Genomic DNA, 23,212 nt, shown 5'->3' on the forward strand with positions numbered 1-23,212 from the left:
CAAGCGCCACAGTCAGGGCACCCGTGACCCCCCAGATCGAAGCCTTTCTGGAAATGATGGCTGTGGAGCGGGATGCCTCGCCCCACACCCTGTCGGCCTATGGCCGCGATCTGGCCGATGCGGAGGCCGGCCTGAAGGAGTCTGGCGGCCTGATGCAGGCTGATTCGCCGGCGCTTGAGGCCTGGTACGCCGATCTGTCCCGCGCCGGACTGTCGGCGGCGACCGCGGCCCGGCGGCGCTCGGCGGTCCGCCAATTCTATCGCTTTGCCCTGTCCGAAGGCTGGCGGACAGATGACCCCTCCCGGCGGCTGGAAGCGCCTGCAAAGGGCCGGCCCTTGCCCAAGGTGCTGAGCCGCGACGAGATCGAGCGCCTGTTCGAACGGCTCGCCGAGCGGGACGGCCCGTCGGCCCTGCGGCTGCTGACGCTCGTCGAACTGGCCTATGCCTCGGGCCTGCGGGTGTCGGAGCTGCTGGCACTGCGGGTCGAGCCGTTCCGGCGGGATCCCGACCACCTGATCGTGCGCGGCAAGGGCGGCAAGGAGCGGCTGGCCCCCATCGGTCCTGCGGCGCGGCGGGCGGTCCAGGCCTGGCTGGCCGTGCGCGATGCCGCGCGCGAGCCCAAGGCCCCCGACAGCGTTTGGCTGTTCCCATCCTCCGGCGCGTCCGGCCACCTCACGCCGCGGCGTTTCGCCCAACTGCTGGAGCAGGCCGCCCTCGACGCCGGGCTGGAGCGGGGCCGGGTCACGCCCCATGTGCTCCGCCACGCCTTTGCCACCCATCTTCTGGAGGGCGGGGCCGACCTGCGGGTCGTCCAGACCCTGCTGGGCCATGCCGACATCTCGACCACCCAGATCTATACCCACGTCGCCCGCGACCATCTGGCCCGGGTGGTGCGTGACAAACATCCGCTGGGACGCCCCCGCCCGCCCTCCGACGACTGAACCCCGCTTGCCCCCCGGCGTTAGGGCCACTAGGTTCCGCCGCCTTTCCCGGGGCGATGTCTCCGCCCGCTGCAGGATGCCTTCATGGCCACCCACTACCTCGATTTCGAAAAGCCGATCGCGGACCTCGAGGCCAAGATCGAGGAACTGTCCCTGCTGTCCGAAACGGCAGGGTCCTTCGAGGCGGAAATCGCCGGCCTGACGCGCAAGGCGGCCGAGCTGCGCCGCAAGATCTACGGCAAGCTGGACCCGTGGATGAAGACCCAGGTGGCCCGCCACCCGCAGCGCCCGCACCTGGTCGACTATATCGACGGCCTGTTCACCGACTTCGTCGAACTGCACGGCGACCGGCAGTTCGGGGACGATCAGGCGATCATCGGCGGCCTCGCCCGCTTCCGCGGCCGCCCCGTGGTGGTCATGGGCCAGGAGAAGGGTCACGACACCCAGACCCGCCTGACGCACAATTTCGGCATGGCCCGGCCCGAGGGCTATCGCAAGGCCGTCCGCCTGATGGACATGGCCGAACAGTACAGCCTGCCGGTCCTGACCTTCGTCGATACGGCCGGGGCCTATCCGGGTCTGGGCGCCGAGGAGCGCGGTCAGGCCGAGGCCATTGCGCGCTCGACCGAGCGCGGCCTGACGCTGGGCGTGCCCTCCATCGCCACCATCACCGGTGAGGGTGGATCGGGCGGCGCCATCGCCATCGCCGCCGCCAGCCGGGTACTGATGCTGGAACACTCGATCTATTCCGTCATCTCGCCCGAGGGTGCCGCCGGCATCCTGTGGCGCGACGGAGCGCGCGCGAAGGACGCGGCCATGGCGATGAAGATCACCGGTCCGGACCTGATCGGCCTCAAGATCGTGGATCGCCTGATCGACGAGCCGGTCGGTGGCGCCCACAGCAACCGCACCCAGGCCATCGCCAATGTCGGCGACGTCCTGGCCGAGGAGCTGGAGGCCATGAAGGGCCTGTCGCCCGAGGACCTGCGCCGCCAGCGGGCCGACCGCTTCTACGCCATCGGACGCATGAACTAGGCCTTAGCGGCCGAGCCCCGCGTCTGCTTGCGCCACAAGGTCGCGTACTCACCGCCCTGCCGCGCGACCAGTTCGACGTGGGTCCCGCGCTCGACCACCCGGCCGTCCTTGAGCACCAGGATCAGGTCGGCGTCGGCTACGGTGGACAGGCGGTGGGCCACCACCAGGGTCGACCGCCCGGCCCGCGCCTTCCTCAGGGTTTTCTGGATGGCCTGTTCGGTACGACTGTCCAGGGCGCTGGTGGCCTCGTCGAGGATCAGCAGGCGCGGATCGGCCAGCAGGGCCCGGGCAATCCCGACGCGCTGACGCTCGCCCCCCGACAACTTCAGGCCCCGTTCGCCCACCCGGGTGTCCAGTCCGTTCGGCAGGGTGCGGATGAAGGTCGCCAGTTCCGCGGCCTCGGCCGCCTGCCAGATGTCCGCCTCCTCCGCGCCCGGTCGGGCGAAGGCGATGTTGGCGCGCAAGGTGTCGTTGAACAGGGCCACATCCTGCGGCACGAGGGCCATGGCGCGGCGCAGCGACGACTGGGTCACCGCCCGTGCGTCCTCGCCATCGATGGTCACACGGCCCGACTGGGGATCCAGCAGGCGCAGGGCCAGCTTCACCACCGTCGACTTGCCCGCCCCGGAAGGGCCGACCAGGGCGACGGTCTGGCCGGGCTCCAGCACAAAGCTCACGTGCTCCAGCCCGGCCGAGCGGGCATCGTGGCGGAAGCTGACGTCCTCGAACGCCAGGCACCCGCCCCGGGCATCCAGCGGCCGGACCAGATCGTGGGCGTTCGGCGCGTCCGCCACATGGGGCCGCTGTCGGGTGACCTTCAGCAGCTCCTCCATATCGATGAAGCCCTGCCGGATTTCCCGATAGGCAAAGCCCAGAATGTTCAGCGGCGCATAGAGTGAGATCAGGATCAGCACCGCCGCCATGACGTCGCCGGGTCCGAGCCGCCCGGCTGCGGCCTCGAACCCGGCCATGACCGCCATGATGGCCAGACCCACATTCATGATCACAGCCTGCAGGCCGTTCAGCATGGCCAGCGAGTTATTGGCCTTCAGCGCCGCCTGCACATAGGTCGACAGCGCCTGCTCGTAGCGCGCGGACGTCCGGGTCTCGGCTCCGAAGGACTTGACCGTTTCGTAGTTCAGCAGGGCATCGACTGACAGGCCGGCGGCCTCCGAGTCGGCCGTATTCATGGCCCGGCGATGTTCCAGCCGCCACCCGGCCATGCCGAAGGTCGCAACGGCATAGATGACCACCACCCCGACCGCGACCAGGGCGAACCGCCAGTCGTAGCGCGCGCCCAGCACTCCGGCCGCCATGACAAGCTCGATGCCGGTCGGGGCCAGATTGAAGACGATGATCCGTAGCAGGAAGTCCACGGCACGCGAGCCGCGCTCCATGGTGCGTGACAAGGCGCCGGAGCGCTTGGTCTGGTGAAAGTCCAGCGACAGCGACAGGGCGTGGGAAAAGGTATCGGCCGCCATCTTGCGCTGGGCCGCCGCCCGCACCGGGGCGAACACCACGTCGGACAGCTGCGGCGTGAGCGAGGACAACAGGCGCACACCGGCCCAGCCGACCGCGAAGGCGGCAAATCCCCAGCCGACGGCAACGGCAGCCCCCTGCCCCGCAGCCAGCTCGTTGACGGCAATGCCGAGCACCACCGGCGCCGCCACGCCCAGCGCCTTGCCGGTGAGGGTCAGGGCGAGGGCCGCGATGATCCTCAGCCTCAGTTGCGGTGCGCCGGACCGCCCCACGACCCCGAACAGATCGGCCAGCGCCTTCCAGGTCGGGGGTGTCTCCACAGGAGGATCGGCCGCCGATGCGCCGTCCAGAGCCTTGACCGCAGGGTCCGCCTTGCGCCCCCGCCCCCGTTCACCACGCATCGCCATCCGCCCTATATGGAGAGCGTCGCCGTCAGCTCAAAGGCCTCAATCGAGCGGACAGCGCGCGCGGTACACGGCCCGCTCGTCAATCGGGTGGTCGGGCAGATAGGCGATCAGCAGGGCCCCGCTCTCGGTGAAGCGAACCCGGCGCCCGCCCTCATACCGGTCTGACCACCACAGGAAGGTGTCCCCGTCGCGGGTGACCGTCACAACCTCATGGCCGCGCCCGCTCGAGATTTCCAGCCGGTCGGGTCCGAGGGCCGTCATCGTCAGGGGGCGGCTGCAGGGATCGAAGCGCTCGTTCTCCTCGACGCTCAGCTTGTGATTGGGCCCGAGGGTCCAGTCTCCGACAAAGGGCGCGGTGAGGTCAGGATCCTGGGGCGCGCCCAGGGCGAGCAGAAGAAGCAGCAGTCCGATCATGACCCGAGCATGGGCGGCCCGCTGTCGGCCGTCCACTGACGGAACCGGACGATCAGCCGACCTCGGCGATCGCCTCGACCAACTCCCCCACCGCCTCGTCGGTCGTGGCCCAGGAACAGACGAACCGGACCGAGCCGTCGTCGAAGCGGTAGCAGGCCCAGCCCTTCTCGTTCAGCCGGGCATGCGAGGACGCCGGCATGCGCACGAACACCGTATTGGCCTCGACCGGGTGGGCCAGCACATGCGGCGAGCGCATCACAATGCCCTCGGCCAGCTTGCGCGCCATGGCATTGGCGTGGGCAGCGCGGGTCTCCCAGGCGCCGGTCTCAAGCAGACCCAGCAGGGGTGCGGCCAGGAACCGGCCCTTGGAGGCCATCTGGCCGGCCTGTTTCAGGCGATTGTCGACGCGACGTGCCAGCGAGGTGTCAAACATCACCAGCGCCTCGCAGCACAGGGCACCGGCCTTGGCACCGCCCAGCACCAGAACATCGACGCCCAGTTTCGCGATGCCGGTCAGGTCGAAGCCCGACGCCACCGCATTGGCCAGACGGGCGCCGTCCATATGCACGCCATGGCCGCGCGCCTTCACGGGGTCGATCAGCGCCTTCAGCTCGTCATGGGTATAGACGGTGCCGTATTCGGTCGCCTGCGTCAGGGACAGGGCGGCCGGGGGCTGTCGATGGCCGACCTCCGGCTCGGACAGATGGGCGGTCAGGGCAGCCGGGTCGATCTTGCCGGAGAACCCCGGCAGGCCGATCAGGCCGACGCCCTGGCCGAAGAAGCCGGGCGCGCCGGTCTCGTCCGTGCAGATGTGGGCGGCATGGTGGGCCAGCACCGCCTCGAACGGCCAGGCCAGCATCGAAAGGGCCAGCGCATTCGCTGCCGTCCCGGAAAAGACGAAACGGACCTCGGCCTCGGCATCCAGCTTCTCGCGGATCAGGTCGGCCGCCCGGGCCGTGACCTCATCCGTGCCGTAGGCGCGCGCGAACCCGCTGTTGGCCTCGGTCAGGGCCGCGAGAGCTTCCGGCGCCATGCCCGCCGTATTGTCGGAGCCGAAGTCGTAGCGCATTACGCCTTGCCTTCCCGATCATCGGTCTTGCCGGCCTTGTCTGACTTTTCCGTCTTGTCCGCCGAGACCATCACCAGGCGCGCCAGATCGGCCCCCTTGTGCGGCACCTCGACCTGATGCGGGAACGGAATCTCGATACCAGCCTCATCCAGGGCTTCCTTGCCGCCCTGCATCAGGTCGGCCTGGGTCTGCCACCAGTCTCCGGAATAGACCCAGGCGTGCAGGGTGATCTGGACCGCGCTGTCCAGCAGTCCGGTGACCCCCGACCAGACGGGCGGGTCCTGCATCACCTTGTCGTGGCGGGTCGCGACCCCTTCCAGCACCTCGCGGGCCTGCTTCAGGTCCTCGCCATAGCCGACAGTGAAGTCGATCTCGACGCGGCGCCGCGTCTGACCTGACAGGTTCAGGATGCGGTCGCCGAGCACCAGCGAGTTGGGCACGACGATCTTGTGGTTGCTGGCATTCGTCAGCTGGGTCGTGAACAGGTCGAGCTTGGTCACCGACGCCGTGACGCCGCCGATGTCGACCACGTCCCCGACCCGGTAGGGCCGCAGGACCAGCAGCATGACGCCGGCCGCCACATTCGACAGCGTGCCCTGCAGCGCCAGACCCACGGCGAGAGAGGCCGCGCCGAGAACCGCGATGATCGAGGTGGTCTGGACGCCGAGCCGCTGCAACACCGCGATCAGGCCGAGGATCAGGACCGCGACCCGGACCACCTGGACCGCAAAATTCAGGACTGTGGAATCGTGGCGGAAGGCGCTGATCCGTCCCAGCCCCTTGCGTGCGGCCGACGCCGCCCAGCGCGAGGCCACAATGGTCGCAATCAGGATCAGGATGGCCAAGGTCAGGTTGACCGCGAAGTCGCCGATCAACTGCGTCGCCTTGGCGATCATGGCCGCATCGAGGGTGATGGCATCGCGACCCGAGGCCAGGGTCGTGGCTAGGAGGCTGGTCTTTTCGCTCATGCCCCGGGTCTAGCGCGACCACGGGCCATGTGAACCCCCTGCTCCGGAATTCTTTGCCGGAACAGGCCTCAGGCGGCGGCCTGGGCCTGAATGTCGACGCCCGACATTTCGCGCAGGGCTTCGCGGCCTTCCCCGACCCGGGCCATCATCTGGGCCAGGGCGACAAAGTCGATCGGCTTGTTGAGATAGGCGTCGGCACCGGCATCCAGCCCCGCGGCATGGTCCTCGCTGCGGGCGGAGGCCGACAGCACCACGATCGGGGTCTCGGTGTTGGCACCGTTGCCGTCGCGGATGTGGCGGGTCGCCGTCAGGCCGTCCATCACGGGCATGTTGACGTCCATGATGATCAGGTCGAACGCCTGGGTCGCGCAGGCATCGAGCGCCAGCTGGCCGTTCTCGGCCGTCGCCGACACGTGTCCGGCCGAGCCCATCCAGGCCTCCAGAATCATGCGGTTCACCGGGTGGTCCTCGACGATCAGGACCGACATCTGGCGGCCGTCCTCAACCTCGGCGCTGATCTCCTCCACCGGCGCCGGTGCGGCCCATTCCACCACCTCGGCCTCGACGGCGAAGGTGAAGACCGAGCCCTTGCCCAGTTCCGACTGGATGGTGATGTCACCGCCCATGATGTTGGCCATACGACGCGAGATGGTCAGGCCCAGCCCGGTGCCGCCGAAGCGACGCGTCGACGACGCATCCACCTGGGTGAAGGGCTGGAACAGCCGCGCCATGTCTTCCGACGAAATGCCGGTGCCGCTGTCCTTGACCTCGAACTCGAAGCTGACGCGGCGGTCGGCGACGCGCTGTCCGCGGACCGTATAGGTCACGGCGCCCGTATCGGTGAACTTCACCGCATTCGACAACAGATTGTGGATCACTTGGCAGACGCGCAGGGGGTCGCCCCGCACCACGGCCGGGATCTCGCCTTCCTGACAGACCTCGAAGGTCAGACCCTTGGCCTCGGCCTGGGCCTGGAACGGACCGGTCACGCGGCGATGCAGATCCTCGACCGAGACGTCGACCGTCTCGAACGTCATCTTGCCCGCCTCGATCTTGGTCATGTCGAGGATGTCGTTCAGCAGGCTCAGCAGATTGTCGCCCGAGTTGCGGATGATCGACAGATATTCGCGCTGGGTGGCCTCCAGACGGGTCGCGCTCAGCAGCTGGGCGGCGCCCAGCACCCCGTTCATGGGGGTGCGCAGTTCGTGCGAGATGATGCCCAGGAAGTTCGACTTGGCCTCATTGGCGGCATTGGCCTTGTCGCGGGCCGTCTCCAGCTCCTCGATCAGATGGGCCTGATGGGCCTGGAAGGCGCGGATTCGCTCTTCGCGCATCATGGTCATGGTCACCAGCACGAACAGGCCCGCGGCCGTGAACGGCACCACCGCCATGAACGGCCAGAAGATGGGGCTGCCCCACAAGCTGATGGCGATGATCAGGGCAACCGCGCCGTAGGGTGACGAGATCACCATGGCCTGACGCGGCGAGCTGCGCAGTTGGGCGAACACCAGCACATAGCCGGCGACCAGCAGGCTGAGCGCCAGCGGTTGTCCGAAGGGCGTGCCCGAGAACCAGGCCAGCAGCGGTGCTGCGGCCCAGGCTGCGGTCGTCACCGTCGCCACCAGCGGGAAGATCAGGCCCCAGCCCGTGCCGACGCGCTGGCTGATGCGCTTTTCGACGGCCCCGCGGAGTGCCCCGGCGGCCAGGGTGCCGACGAACCACAGGCCCGCGGTCACAGTGCCCAGGGTGGCCAGCAGGCCAAGCGCCCAGCTGGTGATGATCAGATAGCGAAGATACTGGGTCTGCAGGATGGCGCGCAGCGCCGCTGCAGCCTCTCCCGGCGCCGAATCCTGCCCTAATCCGTCTGTTTCGACCAAGGCGGGCCCCCTCCGCACCGTCATCTGGAAGCCAACACGCTAGGCAGAAGGTTCTAAGAGTAGGTGAATCTGCGTATCTTTCGCGGCTTACGCTCCGGATACGGACTTTTCAGCCTCCTGCGGGGTCAGGGCCTTGACCGACAGGGCGTGCACCGGCCCGGCCAGTTCTTCCCGCAAAAGATCCAGCACTCGGCGCTGGCGCTGCACGCGCCCCACGCCCTCAAAGGCGGTCGAGACGATCACCAGGTTGAAATGGCTCTCTCCGCCGGGCTTCGCATCCATGCCGCCTTCGTGGTGGTGACCGGCGTGTCGCGCGCTGTCGTCGACCAGTTCGATGGCGTCCGGTGACAGGGCGGCCCCCAGTTTTTCGAGAATTCTTTGGGCAATAGGGCCGTGCGACATGTCATCTTCCTTGATGAGGACCAAATCAGCCCTACACTTTGGGGGATGCCTTCATCCTTTCAATACAAGCCGCGCTTCACGGACATCCGCGTCAAGCCGCCCCGCACCGAAGAGGAGCGCGTGGCCGAGGCCGATGTCCTGCACCTCAAGCCCGGCGAAAAGCCCTGTCAGTGGCCCGACTGCACCCGGGCTGCGACCGCCCGCGCGCCCAAGTCGCGCGAGCGCATCAATGATTTCTACGATTTCTGTCAGCCCCACGCGGCCGAGTACAACAAGGGCTGGAATTTCTACGCCGGCATGAGCGAGGCCGAGATCGCTGCCGCGCGCGAGAATGAGGCCATGACCGGCGGTCGCCCGACCTGGGAGATGAAGGCCGGCCGCTTCAGTCGTGAGGCTGCCGCTGCATCGCGCACGTCCGGCACCGGTGGCACCTGGCGCGACAGCTTCGGCCTGTTCGGACGCAGGGGCGAGGCCGTCCCCGAAAAGCCTGGCGAGGACCGCCGCATCGGCCGGCTGGAGCGGGCGGCCCTGGCGGACCTCGATCTGGAACCCGGCGTCGAGAAGAAGGCCATCAAGGTCCGCTACCACGAACTGCTCAAGCGCTTTCACCCCGACCACAACAAGGGCGACCGCGGCGCCGAGGCCAAACTCCAGCGCGTGATCAAGGCCTGGAAGACCTTGCAGAAGGCCGGCCTCGCCTGACCGATCCGGGGTCGTGGACGTAAGCCGGGGGTCAGCCTAAGACTGCCGACATGGCCCATGCCCCTCAGGTGCTGATCGTCGGCGCAGGTCCCACAGGACTGGCCGCAGGACTGTTCCTGACGCGCGCGGGGGTGCCGGTGCGGATCGTCGACGCTGCCCAGCAGCCCACCGCCACCTCGAACGCGCTGGCGGTCAATCCGCGCACCCTGGACCTGCTGGCGCCCACCGGCGTGTCTGCGCGGGTTCTGGAACAGGGCCAGCCGATTGCCGGGATTCGCATTGCCACCGACGGGCGTCAGGTCGCCCGGCTCTGCCCCGACTGGGCGCGGATCGCGCCGGGACGGCCGATGACCATCCTTCCGCAGGCGCGCACCGAGACCCTGCTGGCCGAAGCCTTCACCGCGCTGGGCGGTCAGGTCGAACGCGGCCTGGCCTTGACGGCGCTGGCGCAGGACGCAGATCGTGTGACGGCCACCCTTTCGAACGGCGAAACCGTGACCGTCCCGTTGCTGCTGGGCGCAGACGGGGCCCACTCGGCGGTGCGCCACGCCCTCGACCTCGACTTTCCGGGCGAAGCCATGCCCATGCCGTGGCACCTGATGGACGTCGACATCGAAGGCGCGCCACAGGACGAGGCCTGGATCGACTTTCAACGGGTCGGCCCCGTGGTTGTCCTGCCTTTCTCGGGCGGGACCTTCCGGCTGATCGGCTTTGGGCCGGACCTGCTCACGCGCCTGCCGGACGGCTGGCGTGCCGGGCATGTCCACTGGTCGTCGCAGTTCACCATCTCGCACCGCATCGTGCCGACCATGGCGGTTGGGCGGGTCGCCCTCGCCGGCGACGCCGCCCACATCCACTCGCCCGTTGGCGGGCGCGGCATGAACCTCGGCATCGAGGACGCCTTCGTCTTTGCCGCCTGCGCTGCGGATGTCCTCAAGGGGCAGCCCGATCGGTTGGCCGACTATGCGCGACTGAGGCGGTCGGTAGATGCCGACTGGGTCCGGACCGCGCGGAGCCTCACCCGGTTCGTCGCCGACGACTCTCTCGGCGCGCGACTGCTGAAGCGCTGGGGTCCGCCTCTGGCGGCGCGGGTGCCCGGTCTGGTGGATCGCGCGATCCGGCGGGGTACGGGTCTCGACCACCCGGTGCGCATCCGCTAATCGCACCCTCATGACCTCTCCGCTCGACTCCTCCCCCGATCCCCTGCTGACGCTCGAACCCCACCGGCAGGTGTCGGTCCGCGAGCTGTTCGGCGTCGACTCGGACATGACCGTGCCGGTCTTTACCGAGCGCGACAGCCACGTGCCCGACATCGACGAGGCCTATCGCTTCGATCCCCAGACGACGCTGGCCATCTGCGCGGGGTTCGCCTTCGACCGCCGCGTCATGGTTCAGGGCTACCACGGCACCGGCAAGTCGACCCACATCGAGCAGGTCGCCGCCCGCCTCAACTGGCCACTGGTTCGCGTGAACCTCGACAGCCACGTCAGCCGGATTGATCTGGTCGGCAAGGACGCCATCGTCCTTAAGGACGGCAAACAGGTCACCGAATTCCGCGAGGGCATGCTGCCCTGGGCGATCCAGCGGCCCATCGCCCTGGTGTTCGACGAATACGACGCCGGCCGTCCCGATGTGATGTTCGTCATCCAGCGCGTGCTCGAGGCCCAGGGCCGCCTGACCCTGCTGGACCAGAACCGCGTCATCCGCCCGAACAAATTCTTCCGCCTGTTCGCCACGACCAACACCATCGGCCTCGGCGACACCTCGGGCCTCTATCACGGCACCCAGCAGATCAATCAGGGCCAGATGGACCGCTGGAACATCGTGACCACGCTCAACTACCTTGACCACGACGTCGAGGCCGAGATCGTGGCCGCCAAGATCCCTGACTGGCAGGATGCCGAGGGCAAGCGCACCATCGCCGCCATGGTCCGCGTGGCCGACATGACCCGCAACGCCTTCATGAACGGCGACATCTCGACCGTCATGTCGCCCCGCACCGTCATCACCTGGGCCCAGAACGCCATTATCTTCGGCGGCGACGTCGGCCTGGCCTTCCGCCTGACCTTCCTGAACAAGTGCGACGAGCTGGAACGCCCGACCATCGCGGAGTTCTACCAGCGCGCGTTTGGCGAGGACCTGCCGGAAGCGGCGACGCGGGTGAAGGTGGGGTAGGCGGTGAGCCATGCCCGGCACTGAGAGCGAGGCACCCTGGCCTAGGGCTCTGGAAACAGCGCTGGATGAGTTCAGGTCGAATCCCTCGGTGAAGGACGTGCCTGCCGGTCTGATCGAGCGTATTGTCGACGAGCTTGGGAAGCTCCCGCCTCAATCCATCCCGTGGGCCGGTAGCAGGGTGGCAGCGTGGGCGGGCCTATGGCACCAACCTGATCACCTGGCTGACCGGAGGGGATGTCTCATTCCCTTTTTTCGGCCTCCCGCGCCCCCGTCTCCGATGGAGCAGTTGGAGGCTTGCCCGCATGTGGCGCCCCTCATGCTGTTTCACCACAGCGGGTACTTCCGCCAGGCAGCACTTCGGCATCTGGCCAGGCTGCCAAACTCGCCATTCTTCATTGCGGCCCTGTTCTGGCGGACGAATGACTGGGTCGCCGAAGTCCGGGCTGAGGCGATCCGTGCAGGTTCCAGGCTCCTCGAGGCGGTCAAGGCAGATGCGATCGTCGGGGCCATGCCCTATTTGCTCAGCCGTGAGCTTGCCTGGGAACGCTGGGATCTGTCGGCCCGCGAGCTGTTGCATCAGAGCCTTGCCAGAAATGACGTCGCGGAGGCACTCGCATCCCATCTGGCCTCAACTGCGACCGGGCCGGTTGCGCGCACAATGCAGCTGGCGATGCGGACCCCGGCGATAGACGAGGCATTACCCACCCTCGCACGCTCCGCCATTTCCCCTCACGTTCGACGCTTGGCCTATCACGCCCTGGGCACGGCCCAGGCGAGGTGGCCAGCTCGACCAGCTCGCAAGAGAACGGCCTACGGTTGGACCCCGAGGTACGAGTACGAGACCCGGGCGCTTTCCCCATCACTTTCGCTGGATCACATCCTGGACCGTGCGGGCCGCGACCGTTCGCCCATCGTGCGTCGTGGAGCGCTCGACATCCTTATTCAGCTCTCGCAGGACCCGACTCCCTACCTGCCTCTGCTGGCAGAGCTGAGGGCGGACGCGAGTCCTTCAGTTCGCCAGAGGGCCGACTTCCTGATCCAGAAATTCAGGCCAGGCGACGGATCGAGGCCGTAACCGCGCGGCACGCCGGGCCACTATCTCGCCTGACCTACTCCCCCACCGGCTTCGTCAGGTCGAAGCTCACCCGCAGCAGGCGGTTTTCGCGGGACAATTCGTAGACGAAGGCCTCGCCGGGGTTGACCTCAACCGCCCAGACATTGGTGGTCGAGACTGCCGCATTGTTCGCGTTGAACAGGGCGATCGAGAAGGCATCCACCGGGAACTCCTGACGCGTCGCCGTGCCCGCACTCTCCGTGTCGCCGCCGTACCAGTGCAGGGTGTGGGCCGTGCCGTCCGGGTCGCGGTGGTCGTGCTTGAGGCGCAGGCCATCGGTCGTCCGGCTGATCACCCAGGTGCGGCTGTGGTCGGCGCCCACGTGGAAGGGGATGCGGATCTCGCTGGCGGAGCAGTCGCGCACTTCCATGACCAGTCGGTGGCGGCGCATCTCTGCGTCGGCGGCGTCGTCGGTGACCACCTGCCCCTCAAAGGTCTGGCCGCACAGGGCGGTCAGATTGGCGAAAAAGGCATCCTGCGCGCTGCCCTCCCCCTCGCCCGGCACACCGGTCGCACAGCCGGCGAGCAACAGGAGCGACAGGGCGGCGGCGGGGACGCGGGCGGTCATGGACAGGGTTTTCATGGCCGGAACTCTGGCGGGCCTGTGGCAGGCAGACAAGAAAAACCGCCTGTGGCATCGACGGCGTTGACTTGGGCGCGCGCCTGAGTATGTTCCGCGCCTCTCATTCCACGGCTTTCGCCGTCGCAAAGGTAATTGTCCGATGGCCAAACCGGCTTCCATCAAGATCCGCCTGAACTCCACCGCGGACACCGGCTTCTTCTACGTCACCAAGAAGAACGCCCGCACCATGACCGAGAAGATGGTCGTCAAGAAGTACGATCCGGTCGTGAAAAAGCACGTCGAGTTCAAGGAAGGCAAGATCAAGTAACTCCTTGAATGCCTGACACGTTTGCAACGCCCGGCCCGAAAGGTCCGGGCGTTTTGCTGTGCGCTACCCGGCCTTGGTTGCGTCGAAATAGTGGTTGCCGCCCGCATCGGTCGACCGGCTCTCCAGCGCAAGGCCCACGCCATCAAGCGCTTGCCGGTAGGCCTCCTCCCCCAGCGAGCGTGAGGGGCGATCGGTCAGCACATCCGTCCATTCGCACGCCTGCCGGGGCGCGCTGAACAGGAACCGGCCGCCGGGCTTGAGGGCCCGGGCGACCCGTTCGATCAGCCTGCGCTGATCCCCGTCCGGCAAAAGAAACAGCAGTCCGACGGCCACGGCACCGTCAAACCGGAGACCGAACAGATCGCTCTGTTCCGCCGCCTCGCAGGCGACCGGACAGTCGGAAAATCGCCGCTGGTATTCGGCCAGCAGCGTCGGGGACGCGTCGACGCCCCACACCTTGAGCCCTGCTTCGACCAAGGTGCGCGTGACCGGCTCGCCATAGCCGCAGCCAATGTCCACCACCGCCGCGCCCGGCGGCAGCTGTTCGGCCCAGCGGCGTACGATATCGGCCCCCACGCCAGATCGCGCCGCCATGAAGGCGTCGGCCACCGCGTCCCAGCCGTGTGAATCGTCCGGCGTCATGGGGTCAGGCTAGCACGCCGCAGCGTCCTAGGCCGCGCGGGCGATCACCCGGTTGCGGCCGGCGGACTTGGCCTCATAGACCCCCTCGTCGGCGCGCTTCAGGAGGGCATCGGGGGTGTCGTCGCGCCCGGTCGTGGTCGCCACGCCGATCGAGATCGTGATCTGCAGGTGCGCGTCCCCGTTCATCACCGGGAAGGGCGCATTGGCCATGTCGGCCCGGATACGGTCGGCGATGCGGACGGCGTCTTCCAGCCGCGTGCCCGGCATTACGACGACGAACTCCTCGCCCCCCATCCGGCAGGGCAGGTCGACGGCCCGGACCTTGGTCGCCAGCCGCACGGCGAATTCGCGCAGGACCTCGTCGCCGGCATCGTGACCGAAGCCGTCGTTGACCGCCTTGAAGTGGTCGATGTCCAGCATCAGCAGCGAGACCGGCTCTCCGCCCTGGCTGGCCCGGCCGACCAGGGCCTGGAGCTGCCCGGCCATATAGCGCCGGTTATGCAGGCCGGTCAGGGCGTCCGTCACCGCCATCTCGAGGCTGTAGTCCAGCTTCTGGCGCAGGAAATCGGCATAGCGCTTGCGACGCACCTGGGTGCGGGCACGGGCCGCCAGTTCCTCGACATCGATGGGCGCGGCCAGTATGTCGTTGGCACCCAGCTCCAGCGCCTTGATCATGCGGGCGCGCTGGTGCGGGTCGACCACCGCCAGCACCGGCAGCGGACGAGTCGATTCCAGTGAGCGGCTCTGGGCTACGAGGCGAAGGCCGTCGAACCCGCGCGAGGCCGTATTGGCGATCACCAGATCGAACGGTCCGCGCAGGGCGGCCAGCCCCTTTTCAATGTCGGTCTCGACCGTCAGCCGATGCTCGCCGTCCAGCTGGCTGCGAATGCGCTCGACCTGACGGGCGTCGTCGTCGACCAGCAGGATCCGCCCGCCCGTCGCGCGCAAACGCCCGGCCGAGTCCGTGTCGACACCCAGCCGGCGACCGCTTTCCTCGCGGGCCCGCAGTTCGTCCATGATGGATTTGAGGCGCGTCAACGACCGCATGCGGGCCAGCAGCACCACATCGTCGATCGGCTTGGTGACGAAGTCATCGGCCCCGGCTTCAAGGCCCTTGATGCGCTCCTCGCGGCCATCCAGCGCCGTCACCAGCACCACGGGGATGTGGCGGGTGGCCGGGTCGGCCTTCAGCCGGCGACAGGTCTCGAACCCGTCCATGTCCGGCATCATGACGTCCAGCAGGATGATGTCGGGGTGATGTGCGGCCGCCAGCTCCAGCGCCGCCGCCCCGCTGCCGCAGGTCAGGACGTCATAGTATTCCAGCGTCAGCTTGGCCTCGAGCAGCCGGACGTTGGTCTCGATATCATCGACGACAAGGATTCTGGCTGGCATGGCGTCAGCCCATATGCTTCCGGACCACGTCCAGGAAATGCATCACCGAGATGGGCTTGGAGATGTAGGCCTCGCATCCGCCCTGGCGGATTCGCTCCTCATCGCCCTTCATGGCAAAGGCGGTCACGGCGACGACCGGGATGTGCGCCAGCTCCTCGTCGTCCTTCAGCCATTTGGTGACTTCCAGGCCGCTGATCTCGGGCAGCTGGATATCCATGAGGATCAGGTCGGGACGATGCTGGCGCGCCATGGCCATGGCCGTCAGTCCCTCGCGGGTCTGATAGGTCTGATACCCCTGGGAATCGAGCAGATCATGAAAGAGCTTCATGTTCAGCTCGTTATCCTCCACGATGAGGACTTTCTTGGACATCATCACCGGTTCCTGCCGCCCCTTGCCGGCGGCGGGGCTGTTGTCGTCTTCTCCATGGTCAGCATGCCCGCCCAGTCTTAAGTTGACGTGAAGGGCCACCTCCGGCCCCGGTGCCCCGGATGACCTCCCTCTGCCGAGACTGTCTGTCGCGTTTTGACCGGCCGGAACCCCGCTGTCCGGCCTGCGGGTCGCCGCGCATGGTGAACCATGCCGAGCTGGACCGTCAGGTCATCGCCCACCTGGACTGCGACGCCTTCTATGCCTCAGTGGAAAAGCGGGATCGACCGGAGTTGCGCGACCGGCCGGTGATCGTCGGCGGCGGCCATCGCGGCGTGGTCGCCACCGCCTGCTACGTCGCGCGCCAGTATGGGGTGGGCTCGGCCATGCCGATGTTCAAGGCGCTCAAGGCCTGTCCCGATGCCGTGGTCATCAAGCCCGACTTTGCCAAATACAAGCATGAGAGCCGCCGCATCCTGGGCGCGCTCGCCAACCTCACCCCCTTGATCCAGACGCTGTCGCTGGACGAGGCCTGGGCCGATCTGTCGGGCACCGAGCGGCTGAACGGTGGCTCACCCGCCTGGCAGCTGGCCCGGCTGCAGAAGTGGATTGAGGACGAGGTCGGCCTGACGGTTTCGCTTGGCCTCGCGCCCAATCGCTTCCTCGCCAAGGTCGCCTCCGAGATGGACAAGCCGCGCGGCTTTTCGGTGATCGGGTCCGAGGCCGAGCAGCTTTTGGCCCCGCGCCCCGTGTCCATCCTGCCGGGTGTCGGCCCGATCTTCGGGCGGACCCTGCGCGCCGACGGCTTCGAGACCATCGGTCAGCTGGCCGGCGCCGATGTGCGTGATCTGGCCAAGCGCTACGGCGACTGGGGTCTGCGCCTGCACGACCTCGCTCACGGCCGCGACAGCCGCCCGGTCGATCCCGAGCATGACCGCAAGGGCATGAGCGCCGAGACCACCTTCAACGTCGATCTGTCCTCGGCCGCCGATCTGGAGAGCCAGCTCTGGCCCCTGTGCGAGAAGCTGGCGGCCAAGGCCCGGCGCGATGGCATCGCCGGTCGGGTCGTGACGCTCAAGCTCAGGCGGACGGACTTCCGCATCCTGACCCGGCGCCGCACCCTGCCCGATCCCGTCCAGACCGCCCGCACCCTGTTTGCCGAAGGGCGGGCCCTGCTCAAACCGGAACTGGGGCGCCCCTATCGCCTGATCGGCATCGGCATGGCCGATCTGGTCGACGCGGCCGACGTGGCCCCCGGTCTGTTCTCGGCCGACCGCACCAGGGAGCTGACCACCGAGACCACCATCGACCGGCTGCGGGATCGCTTCGGCCCGGGCGCCGTCATCTCGGGCCGGTCGCTGAAAAGCTGAGATCGACCCTCCGGCGGGGTGACGCCTCGCCCGCGCCGGGCTAAACGCCCCCGAAAGACATCAGGAGACGACCATGAGCTACGCCGACCGCATCGCCGAACTGGGCCTCGACCTGCCCGAGCCCGCCAAGGCCGTCGCCAACTATGTGCCGTGGGTGCGCAGCGGCAATCTGGTCCACATCTCGGGCCAGCTGTCGAATGACGCCTCGGGCGGCATCAAGGGCACGGTGGGCGTCGACGTCTCGCCCGAGGACGCCGCCCGCGCCGCCCGCATGTGCGGCGTCAACCTGCTGGCCCAGATCAAGGATGCGCTGGACGGCGACCTTGAGCGGGTCGTGCGCGTGGTCAAGCTGGGTGGCTTCGTCCAGGCCGGCCCCGAGTTCAGTGCCATTCCCGCCGTCATCAACGGCTGTTCGGACCTGATGGTCGAAGTGTTCGGCGACGCCGGTCGCCACGCCCGCTCGGCCGTCGGCGTCTATCGCCTGCCGCTGGGCTTCGCCGTCGAGGTGGACGCCATCGTCGAGGTGAAGTGACGGACGACGCCTTCACCCTCCGCGTCCACGGCGCGGTCGCCGATATCGATCGGGGTACGTGGGAGGCGCTCGCCGCTCCCACGGGCGACCCCTTCATCGGCTATGACTTTCTCGACGCCTGTGAGGCCTCGGGCAGTGCCGCGCCGGATCAGGGCTGGGCCGGGCGTCATCTGGCGCTCGAGGATGATCAGGGCCGCGTCCTTGGCCTGATGCCCCTCTGGCTGAAGGGGCACAGCAGCGGCGAATACGTCTTCGACCATGCCTGGGCCGATGCCTGGGTGCGCGCGGGCGGGCGCTACTATCCCAAGCTGCTGGGCGCCGTTCCCTTCACCCCCGTCACCGGCCCGCGCTTCCTGATCCATCCCGACGCCGACCCCGGCACGGTGCGTCAGGCCCTGATCCAGGGGGCCGAGACCCTGTGTGCGCGGCTCGACCTGTCGTCAGTCCACGTCAACTTCCCGACCGAGGGCGAATGGCGCGAGATGGCCGACGCCGGCTGGCTGCCGCGGCTGGACCTGCAGTACGTCTTCACCGATCAGGGCTATGGCGATTTCGAGGGCTTCCTCGCCGCCCTGTCCTCGAACCGCAGGAAGACCATCCGGCGCGAGCGACGCGAGGCCCAGGCCGGGCTCGACATCCGCATCCTGACCGGCGCCGATCTGACCGAAGACGTCTGGGACGCCTTTTTCGCCTTCTATCTCGACACCGGCAGCCGCAAATGGGGCCGCCCCTATCTGACCCGCGACTTCTTTGCCCGCATCGGCCGGACCATGGCCGACCGCATCGCCCTGGTCATGGCGTATCGGGGCGAGACCCCCATCGCCGGCGCCCTCAACTTCATCGGCCGCGACGCCCTGTACGGCCGCCAGTGGGGCACGCTGGAGGACATCCCCTTCCTGCATTTCGAGCTCTGCTACTATCAGGCCATCGAGTTTGCCCTGTCGCGCGGCCTGTCCCGCGTCGAGGCCGGCGCCCAGGGCCAGCACAAGATCGCGCGCGGCTATCTGCCCACCCCCGTCCGCTCGGCCCACCACATCCCCGACCCCGGCTTTCGCGACGCCATCGCCCGCTATCTGGACCATGAGCGCCCGGCCATCGAAGCCGAGATCAGGGCCCTCACCGACGAACAGTCACCCTTCCGAAAGACCTGACTTTCCACTTCGGAAAATTATCACTTGCCAATCTGGAAAGTCATGCTACTTTCCACATCGGAAAGTGAGGATCACCGATGACCGAAGACCCGAACGAAGCCCTGGCCCGCATCCGCGAAGCCCGCGAAGGGGTGCCCGGCCCCGTCGCCTATCCCGTCGCCTGGGATCTGGCCTATGGCGCCATTTGCGGCCTGATGGTCGCCAGTCAGGGCCTGCCGACACCGTGGGCGATGCTGGCCCTCGTCATTGCCCTCGCGGGGCTGGCCATCTGCGTCCAGTGGTGGCGGAACCGCGTCGGCTGGTGGGTCAGCGGCTATTCGCCCAAGCGCGCCCGGTGGGTAGCCATAGGCCTCGCTGTCATCCTGATCGCCCTGATGGGCCTGTCGATCTGGGGCAAGGACGCCGGCATGGTCTGGATGCCCCTGGCAACCGGCGCAGCGGGGTTCGTCTCGGCCATCATCGGCGGCCGCCTGTGGATGCACGTCTGGAAGCGCGAGCTGGCCGGAGATCTGTCATGAGCGAAGCCCCCGATCCCCGCGAGGCGCTCGCCTCGATCCAGTCCACCCGCGAGGGCATGACGGAGCGGATGACCCATCCCGTCGGCTACGACCTCGTGTGCGCCGCGATCTGCGGTCTGATGGTCGCCAGCCAGGGCCTGCAGAAGCCCTGGTCGCTGGTGGCGCTGCTGGCCGCCATGGCGGCGCTCGGCGGCTGCGTCCACTGGTGGAAGTCTCGCTTCGGCTGGTGGGTCAACGGCTATGCGCCGAAGCGGGCGGGCCGCGTCGCCTATGGCATGGCAGTCATGCTGGTGGTGCTGATCGGCGTGACGATGTGGGGCCGGGGCGCAGGCATCCTCTGGATGCCACTGGCCACCGGGAGCGCGGCCTTTGTCCTGTCGATCCTCGGCGGACGTCTGTGGATGCACGTCTGGAAGCGCGAGCTGGCCGAGGCTGATGGATGACGCCCCCGCCCGTTTTCGATCCCGTCATCCACGCCCCGGGTCGGCTGCAGATCTGCGCTATCCTGTCCAGTGTCGATGAGGCCGAGTTCGCCCTGATCCGCGACACCATCAAAGTCTCGGACTCCGTCCTGTCCAAACACCTGAAGCAGCTGGAGGACGCCGGGTATATCACGCTGACCAAGACCCCCGTCGACGGTCGCTCGCGCACCTGGGCCAGCCTGACCCCGGCCGGCAAGAAGGCCTTCGCCGCCCACGTCGCCGAGCTGAACCGCCTTGCGGCCCTGACGCAGGCGCCGGTGCTGGGCAAGGGGTTCTCGGGCTAGTTGTCGCCCCCCCTCAATCACGCACCACACCTCGGTCGCCATCGGCGCGGGAGCCGCGGCGGCGACGAACCGGCTTGTCACAATCACTGGCATGCCCTACGCCGGAACAAGGTAATCTGGGGGGGCGAGGCATGAAATCCATCCTGTTCGGCGTCAGCGTGCTGGCCGGGGCCGCAGTCTTCAATGCAGCCGTCGCCAATCCGCTTCTTCAGGAACCGCGCTATTATCGCACGGCGGACGAAGCGCGAACGCGCATGCCTGAACCACAGGCCGAATGCCTTGATGCCATGGGGGCGAACAAATGCGTTGCCGCCCTTCTGGCGGTCGATGTTCGGTTCGACGGAGAGCTTTCGCTGGGGTGGGAGCCGGTATGGATTGCAGCGGGCACTGAAACCGTCTGCATCGACAGCGGCACCGCCTACTTCCGGGTCGATTGCGATGCGCCGGACGCCGTGGTGTCTACCCCACTGCCCCAAATTTGCGCCTTCAATCCCGACGGCACACGCCGCAGCTGTAGTGGACGCGAGCGGCCCTATCGACCGACGTCGACTCCGTAGCCCAGCCACCCCGTCTTGCCTCCCCGGCCCACCCTCCTTAAGGCTCGCCGTCAAGGAGACACCTCATGCAAGACATTCTCGACCAGCTCGAAGCCCGCCGCGCCGGGGCCAAGCTTGGCGGAGGCGAAGCCCGCATCGCCGCCCAGCACAAGAAGGGCAAGCTGACCGCGCGCGAACGCATCGAGGTGCTGCTGGACGAGGGCTCCTTCGAGGAAACCGACATGTTCGTCGAGCACCGCTCGCACGACTTCGGCATGGAGAAGCAGCGCATCCCCGGTGACGGCGTGGTCACCGGCCGGGGCACCATCGGCGGCCGTCTGGTCTATGTCTTCTCCAAGGACTTCACCGTCTTCGGCGGCAGCCTGTCGGGCGCCCATGCGGCCAAGATCGTCAAGCTGCAGACCATGGCCCTGACCAATGGCGCGCCCATAATCGGCATCTTCGACGCCGGCGGCGCCCGCATCCAGGAAGGCGTCGAGAGCCTCGCCGGCTATGCCGACATCTTCCTCCAGAACACCCTGGCCTCGGGCGTCATCCCCCAGATCAGTGTGATCATGGGCCCGTGCGCCGGCGGCGACGTCTACAGCCCCGCCCTGACCGACTTCATCTTCATGGTGAAGGACACCTCCTACATGTACGTCACCGGGCCCGACGTGGTGAAGACGGTCACCAATGAGGTCGTGACGCACGAGGAACTGGGCGGCGCCCGCGTCCATGCGGGCAAGTCGGGCGTGGCCGACGGCGCCTTCGAGAACGATCTGGAGGCCCTCAGCGAGGTCCGCCGCCTGATCGGCTTCCTGCCCCTGTCCAACCGCGAAAAGCCCCCGGTCCGCGACAGCTATGACGACCCCGAGCGGGACGAGGCCAGCCTCGACACCCTGGTCCCGGCCAATCCGAACCAGCCCTATGACATCAAGGAGCTGATCCTGAAGACGGTCGACGAGGCCGAGTTCTTCGAGATCGCCCCCGACTACGCCAAGAACATCGTCACCGGCTTCGGCCGCCTGGACGGCCAGACCGTCGGCATCGTCGCCAACCAGCCCCAGGTGCTGGCCGGGGTGCTGGACATCGACTCAAGCCGCAAGGCCGCCCGCTTCGTCCGCTTCTGCGACGCCTTCGACATTCCGCTGGTGACCTTCGTCGACGTGCCCGGCTTCATGCCCGGCACCCGTCAGGAATACGGCGGCCTGATCAAGCACGGCGCCAAGCTGCTGTTCGCCTATGCCGAGGCCACCGTGCCCAAGCTGACTGTCATCACGCGCAAGGCATATGGCGGCGCCTATGACGTCATGAGCTCCAAACACCTGCGCGGCGACGTCAACTACGCCTGGCCCAGCGCCGAAATCGCCGTCATGGGCGCCAAGGGCGCGGTCGAGATCATCTTCCGCAAGGAAGCCGGCGACCCGGAGGCCCTCGCCGCCCGCGAAGCCGAATACAAGGAGCGCTTCGCCAACCCCTTCGTCGCCGCCAGCCGCGGCTACATCGACGACGTCATCATGCCCCACGGCACCCGGCGGAGACTGATCAAGGCCCTACGCACGCTGAAGAACAAGCAGCAGAGCAATCCGTGGAAGAAGCACGATAATATTCCGTTGTAGGGGGATTGCTTTGACCGGTCACCGTCATTCTATACATCCCGCCTCTGCAGCATCAGTCGCGATCGCAAAGGTCATCACGACGCCGAAAGGAGAAAAAACCTGTGGCTGGGGCACGGGCTTCCACTACCGTGATAAGGATGGAAATTTATGGCTGATCACGAACTGGCATGTTTTAACCGGGCGGCGACCTGATGATCCAGGTTTCTTACTCCAGGGATACCCAAGTAGCCCTACGGGTATAGATGTTGCCTATCTCAGTCGTAGGCCGGGGGGACTTCTTCACATCATAAGGATGGAGCTTTATTCCGACGGCAAGCCAACCTGGTTGCAAGGGCGACTAGATAGAGGCGAGGACGTCGCAGCCATTCGTGTCGAACTGCCAGAAGACGCAATCACTCCCTGCATTCAGGACTTTTGTAGTACATTTGACGAAACGCTTCAGCCGGGCAGAGACGTTGTGACCATTGGATTTCCCTTTAGTCAAACTTGTGAATCACCTTTTCCGATCTGGAAGAGTGGGATGGTTGCCGCAGAGCCAGATTTTCAGTTTCGCTCCCAGAACCAAAATCTATTGGATATGCCTGGAGCACCCGGGATGTCGGGAGCTCCCGTTTACGTACGCGAGCCGGGATACCGCCAAGCCATGCATGCGATGGAACTTACTACAGTATTGAAATTTGTCGGTATATACTCAGGATCATCCGGCCAAGAAGAACTTAGCCGAATATCGCTCGGTCGCTTCTTGCGCTGCAATTACATTGACATATTGGTCAATGGTGGGGGCATTATCGGAGATAATCCGTACCCGCCCCAAGAGTAACTTAAGAAAGTCCAGCCAAGTTCTCG

26 protein-coding genes are annotated in these 23,212 nt (G+C 67.1%); 16 read left to right on the forward strand and 10 right to left on the reverse strand.

Annotated features, from left to right (window positions below):
* The first annotated feature begins 23 nt into the window (after nucleotides 1-23).
* Both LC068_RS03360 and LC068_RS03365 read left to right on the forward strand, forming a co-directional pair.
* Nucleotides 24-941 (forward strand): tyrosine recombinase, encoded by a 918-nt coding sequence (locus tag LC068_RS03360; RefSeq protein WP_226634554.1) that lies wholly within the window; start codon nucleotides 24-26, stop codon nucleotides 939-941.
* A gap of 84 nt (nucleotides 942-1,025) precedes the next feature.
* A complete protein-coding gene (locus LC068_RS03365) occupies nucleotides 1,026-1,976 on the forward strand; it encodes an acetyl-CoA carboxylase carboxyltransferase subunit alpha (protein ID WP_226634555.1) in 951 nt (316 codons plus the stop codon).
* Here the strand turns inward: LC068_RS03365 and LC068_RS03370 are convergent.
* From LC068_RS03370 to LC068_RS03395, 6 genes are all read right to left on the reverse strand, one after another.
* Nucleotides 1,973-3,856, reverse strand: a complete 1,884-nt coding sequence (locus LC068_RS03370; protein WP_226634556.1) for an ABCB family ABC transporter ATP-binding protein/permease — start codon at nucleotides 3,854-3,856, stop codon at nucleotides 1,973-1,975. The two genes, LC068_RS03365 and LC068_RS03370, sit on opposite strands and share 4 nt — an antisense overlap.
* Before the next feature lie 45 nt (nucleotides 3,857-3,901).
* Entirely contained in the window at nucleotides 3,902-4,276 is a 375-nt protein-coding gene (locus tag LC068_RS03375) for a hypothetical protein (protein WP_226634557.1), read from the reverse strand.
* A gap of 52 nt (nucleotides 4,277-4,328) precedes the next feature.
* Complete coding sequence (locus LC068_RS03380) at nucleotides 4,329-5,345, reverse strand: threonine aldolase family protein (protein WP_226634559.1); 1,017 nt, start codon at nucleotides 5,343-5,345, stop codon at nucleotides 4,329-4,331.
* The gene (locus tag LC068_RS03385) at nucleotides 5,345-6,313 is read right to left on the reverse strand and encodes a mechanosensitive ion channel family protein (protein WP_226634561.1); all 969 of its coding nucleotides are present in this window, start codon (nucleotides 6,311-6,313) and stop codon (nucleotides 5,345-5,347) included. Before LC068_RS03385 ends, LC068_RS03380 begins: the two co-directional genes overlap by 1 nt.
* Nucleotides 6,314-6,381: 68 nt before the next feature.
* The gene (locus LC068_RS03390; RefSeq protein WP_226634563.1) at nucleotides 6,382-8,190 is read right to left on the reverse strand and encodes a response regulator; all 1,809 of its coding nucleotides are present in this window, start codon (nucleotides 8,188-8,190) and stop codon (nucleotides 6,382-6,384) included.
* 87 nt (nucleotides 8,191-8,277) lie between these two features.
* On the reverse strand, nucleotides 8,278-8,592 hold the full coding sequence (locus LC068_RS03395; protein ID WP_226634565.1) for a BolA family protein: 315 nt from the start codon (nucleotides 8,590-8,592) through the stop codon (nucleotides 8,278-8,280).
* 45 nt (nucleotides 8,593-8,637) lie between these two features.
* On the opposite strand from LC068_RS03395, the gene LC068_RS03400 reads away from it, so the two are divergent.
* From LC068_RS03400 to LC068_RS03415, 4 genes are all read left to right on the forward strand, one after another.
* Nucleotides 8,638-9,294 carry a J domain-containing protein gene (locus LC068_RS03400; protein WP_226634567.1) on the forward strand — a complete coding sequence of 219 codons (657 nt, stop codon included), beginning with the start codon at nucleotides 8,638-8,640 and terminating at the stop codon, nucleotides 9,292-9,294.
* 50 nt (nucleotides 9,295-9,344) lie between these two features.
* Nucleotides 9,345-10,454 carry an FAD-dependent oxidoreductase gene (locus LC068_RS03405; RefSeq protein WP_226634569.1) on the forward strand — a complete coding sequence of 370 codons (1,110 nt, stop codon included), beginning with the start codon at nucleotides 9,345-9,347 and terminating at the stop codon, nucleotides 10,452-10,454.
* Nucleotides 10,455-10,464: 10 nt separating this feature from the next.
* Nucleotides 10,465-11,469: a cobaltochelatase subunit CobS gene (cobS, locus tag LC068_RS03410; protein WP_209120454.1), complete on the forward strand. Its 1,005-nt coding sequence runs from the start codon at nucleotides 10,465-10,467 to the stop codon at nucleotides 11,467-11,469.
* A gap of 316 nt (nucleotides 11,470-11,785) precedes the next feature.
* Complete coding sequence (locus LC068_RS03415) at nucleotides 11,786-12,544, forward strand: hypothetical protein (RefSeq protein ID WP_226634571.1); 759 nt, start codon at nucleotides 11,786-11,788, stop codon at nucleotides 12,542-12,544.
* A gap of 34 nt (nucleotides 12,545-12,578) precedes the next feature.
* On the opposite strand, the gene LC068_RS03420 is transcribed toward LC068_RS03415, so the two are convergent.
* Complete coding sequence (locus LC068_RS03420) at nucleotides 12,579-13,166, reverse strand: hypothetical protein (protein ID WP_226634573.1); 588 nt, start codon at nucleotides 13,164-13,166, stop codon at nucleotides 12,579-12,581.
* Between the two features lie 139 nt (nucleotides 13,167-13,305).
* Between LC068_RS03420 and rpmG the strand changes: the two genes are divergently transcribed.
* Nucleotides 13,306-13,473 (forward strand): 50S ribosomal protein L33, encoded by a 168-nt coding sequence (gene rpmG, locus LC068_RS03425; protein ID WP_029417689.1) that lies wholly within the window; start codon nucleotides 13,306-13,308, stop codon nucleotides 13,471-13,473.
* Nucleotides 13,474-13,536: 63 nt separating this feature from the next.
* On the opposite strand, the gene LC068_RS03430 is transcribed toward rpmG, so the two are convergent.
* From LC068_RS03430 to LC068_RS03440, 3 genes are read right to left on the reverse strand one after another with little or no spacing between them, the layout of a single operon-like run.
* On the reverse strand, nucleotides 13,537-14,115 hold the full coding sequence (locus LC068_RS03430; protein WP_226634575.1) for a class I SAM-dependent methyltransferase: 579 nt from the start codon (nucleotides 14,113-14,115) through the stop codon (nucleotides 13,537-13,539).
* Between the two features lie 27 nt (nucleotides 14,116-14,142).
* A complete protein-coding gene (locus LC068_RS03435) occupies nucleotides 14,143-15,507 on the reverse strand; it encodes a PleD family two-component system response regulator (RefSeq protein ID WP_226634578.1) in 1,365 nt (454 codons plus the stop codon).
* 4 nt (nucleotides 15,508-15,511) lie between these two features.
* On the reverse strand, nucleotides 15,512-15,877 hold the full coding sequence (locus tag LC068_RS03440; RefSeq protein ID WP_209120476.1) for a response regulator: 366 nt from the start codon (nucleotides 15,875-15,877) through the stop codon (nucleotides 15,512-15,514).
* A gap of 119 nt (nucleotides 15,878-15,996) precedes the next feature.
* Here LC068_RS03440 and LC068_RS03445 point away from each other — a divergent pair, with 119 nt between their 5' ends.
* The 9 genes from LC068_RS03445 to LC068_RS03485 all read left to right on the forward strand — a co-directional run bounded on the left by LC068_RS03445 (nucleotide 15,997) and on the right by LC068_RS03485 (nucleotide 23,186).
* Nucleotides 15,997-17,244 (forward strand): DNA polymerase IV, encoded by a 1,248-nt coding sequence (locus LC068_RS03445; protein ID WP_226634579.1) that lies wholly within the window; start codon nucleotides 15,997-15,999, stop codon nucleotides 17,242-17,244.
* 73 nt (nucleotides 17,245-17,317) lie between these two features.
* Nucleotides 17,318-17,776 (forward strand): RidA family protein, encoded by a 459-nt coding sequence (locus LC068_RS03450; RefSeq protein WP_226634581.1) that lies wholly within the window; start codon nucleotides 17,318-17,320, stop codon nucleotides 17,774-17,776.
* On the forward strand, nucleotides 17,773-18,927 hold the full coding sequence (locus tag LC068_RS03455) for a GNAT family N-acetyltransferase (protein WP_226634584.1): 1,155 nt from the start codon (nucleotides 17,773-17,775) through the stop codon (nucleotides 18,925-18,927). The genes LC068_RS03450 and LC068_RS03455 overlap by 4 nt, the downstream gene beginning before the upstream one ends.
* A 77-nt stretch (nucleotides 18,928-19,004) precedes the next feature.
* Complete coding sequence (locus tag LC068_RS03460; RefSeq protein ID WP_226634586.1) at nucleotides 19,005-19,445, forward strand: hypothetical protein; 441 nt, start codon at nucleotides 19,005-19,007, stop codon at nucleotides 19,443-19,445.
* Nucleotides 19,442-19,888: a hypothetical protein gene (locus LC068_RS03465; protein ID WP_226634587.1), complete on the forward strand. Its 447-nt coding sequence runs from the start codon at nucleotides 19,442-19,444 to the stop codon at nucleotides 19,886-19,888. Before LC068_RS03460 ends, LC068_RS03465 begins: the two co-directional genes overlap by 4 nt.
* Nucleotides 19,885-20,211, forward strand: coding sequence for a winged helix-turn-helix domain-containing protein (locus tag LC068_RS03470; RefSeq protein ID WP_226634588.1), 327 nt, complete (start codon nucleotides 19,885-19,887; stop codon nucleotides 20,209-20,211). Before LC068_RS03465 ends, LC068_RS03470 begins: the two co-directional genes overlap by 4 nt.
* Before the next feature lie 131 nt (nucleotides 20,212-20,342).
* A complete protein-coding gene (locus LC068_RS03475; protein ID WP_226634589.1) occupies nucleotides 20,343-20,768 on the forward strand; it encodes a hypothetical protein in 426 nt (141 codons plus the stop codon).
* Nucleotides 20,769-20,833: 65 nt separating this feature from the next.
* Nucleotides 20,834-22,366, forward strand: coding sequence for an acyl-CoA carboxylase subunit beta (locus LC068_RS03480; protein ID WP_226634590.1), 1,533 nt, complete (start codon nucleotides 20,834-20,836; stop codon nucleotides 22,364-22,366).
* 10 nt (nucleotides 22,367-22,376) lie between these two features.
* Nucleotides 22,377-23,186: a S1 family peptidase gene (locus LC068_RS03485; protein WP_226634591.1), complete on the forward strand. Its 810-nt coding sequence runs from the start codon at nucleotides 22,377-22,379 to the stop codon at nucleotides 23,184-23,186.
* Nucleotides 23,187-23,212: the final 26 nt, after the last annotated feature.

This window comes from Brevundimonas poindexterae (assembly GCF_020524625.1).
Taxonomy (GTDB): Bacteria; Pseudomonadota; Alphaproteobacteria; order Caulobacterales; family Caulobacteraceae; genus Brevundimonas; species Brevundimonas poindexterae_A.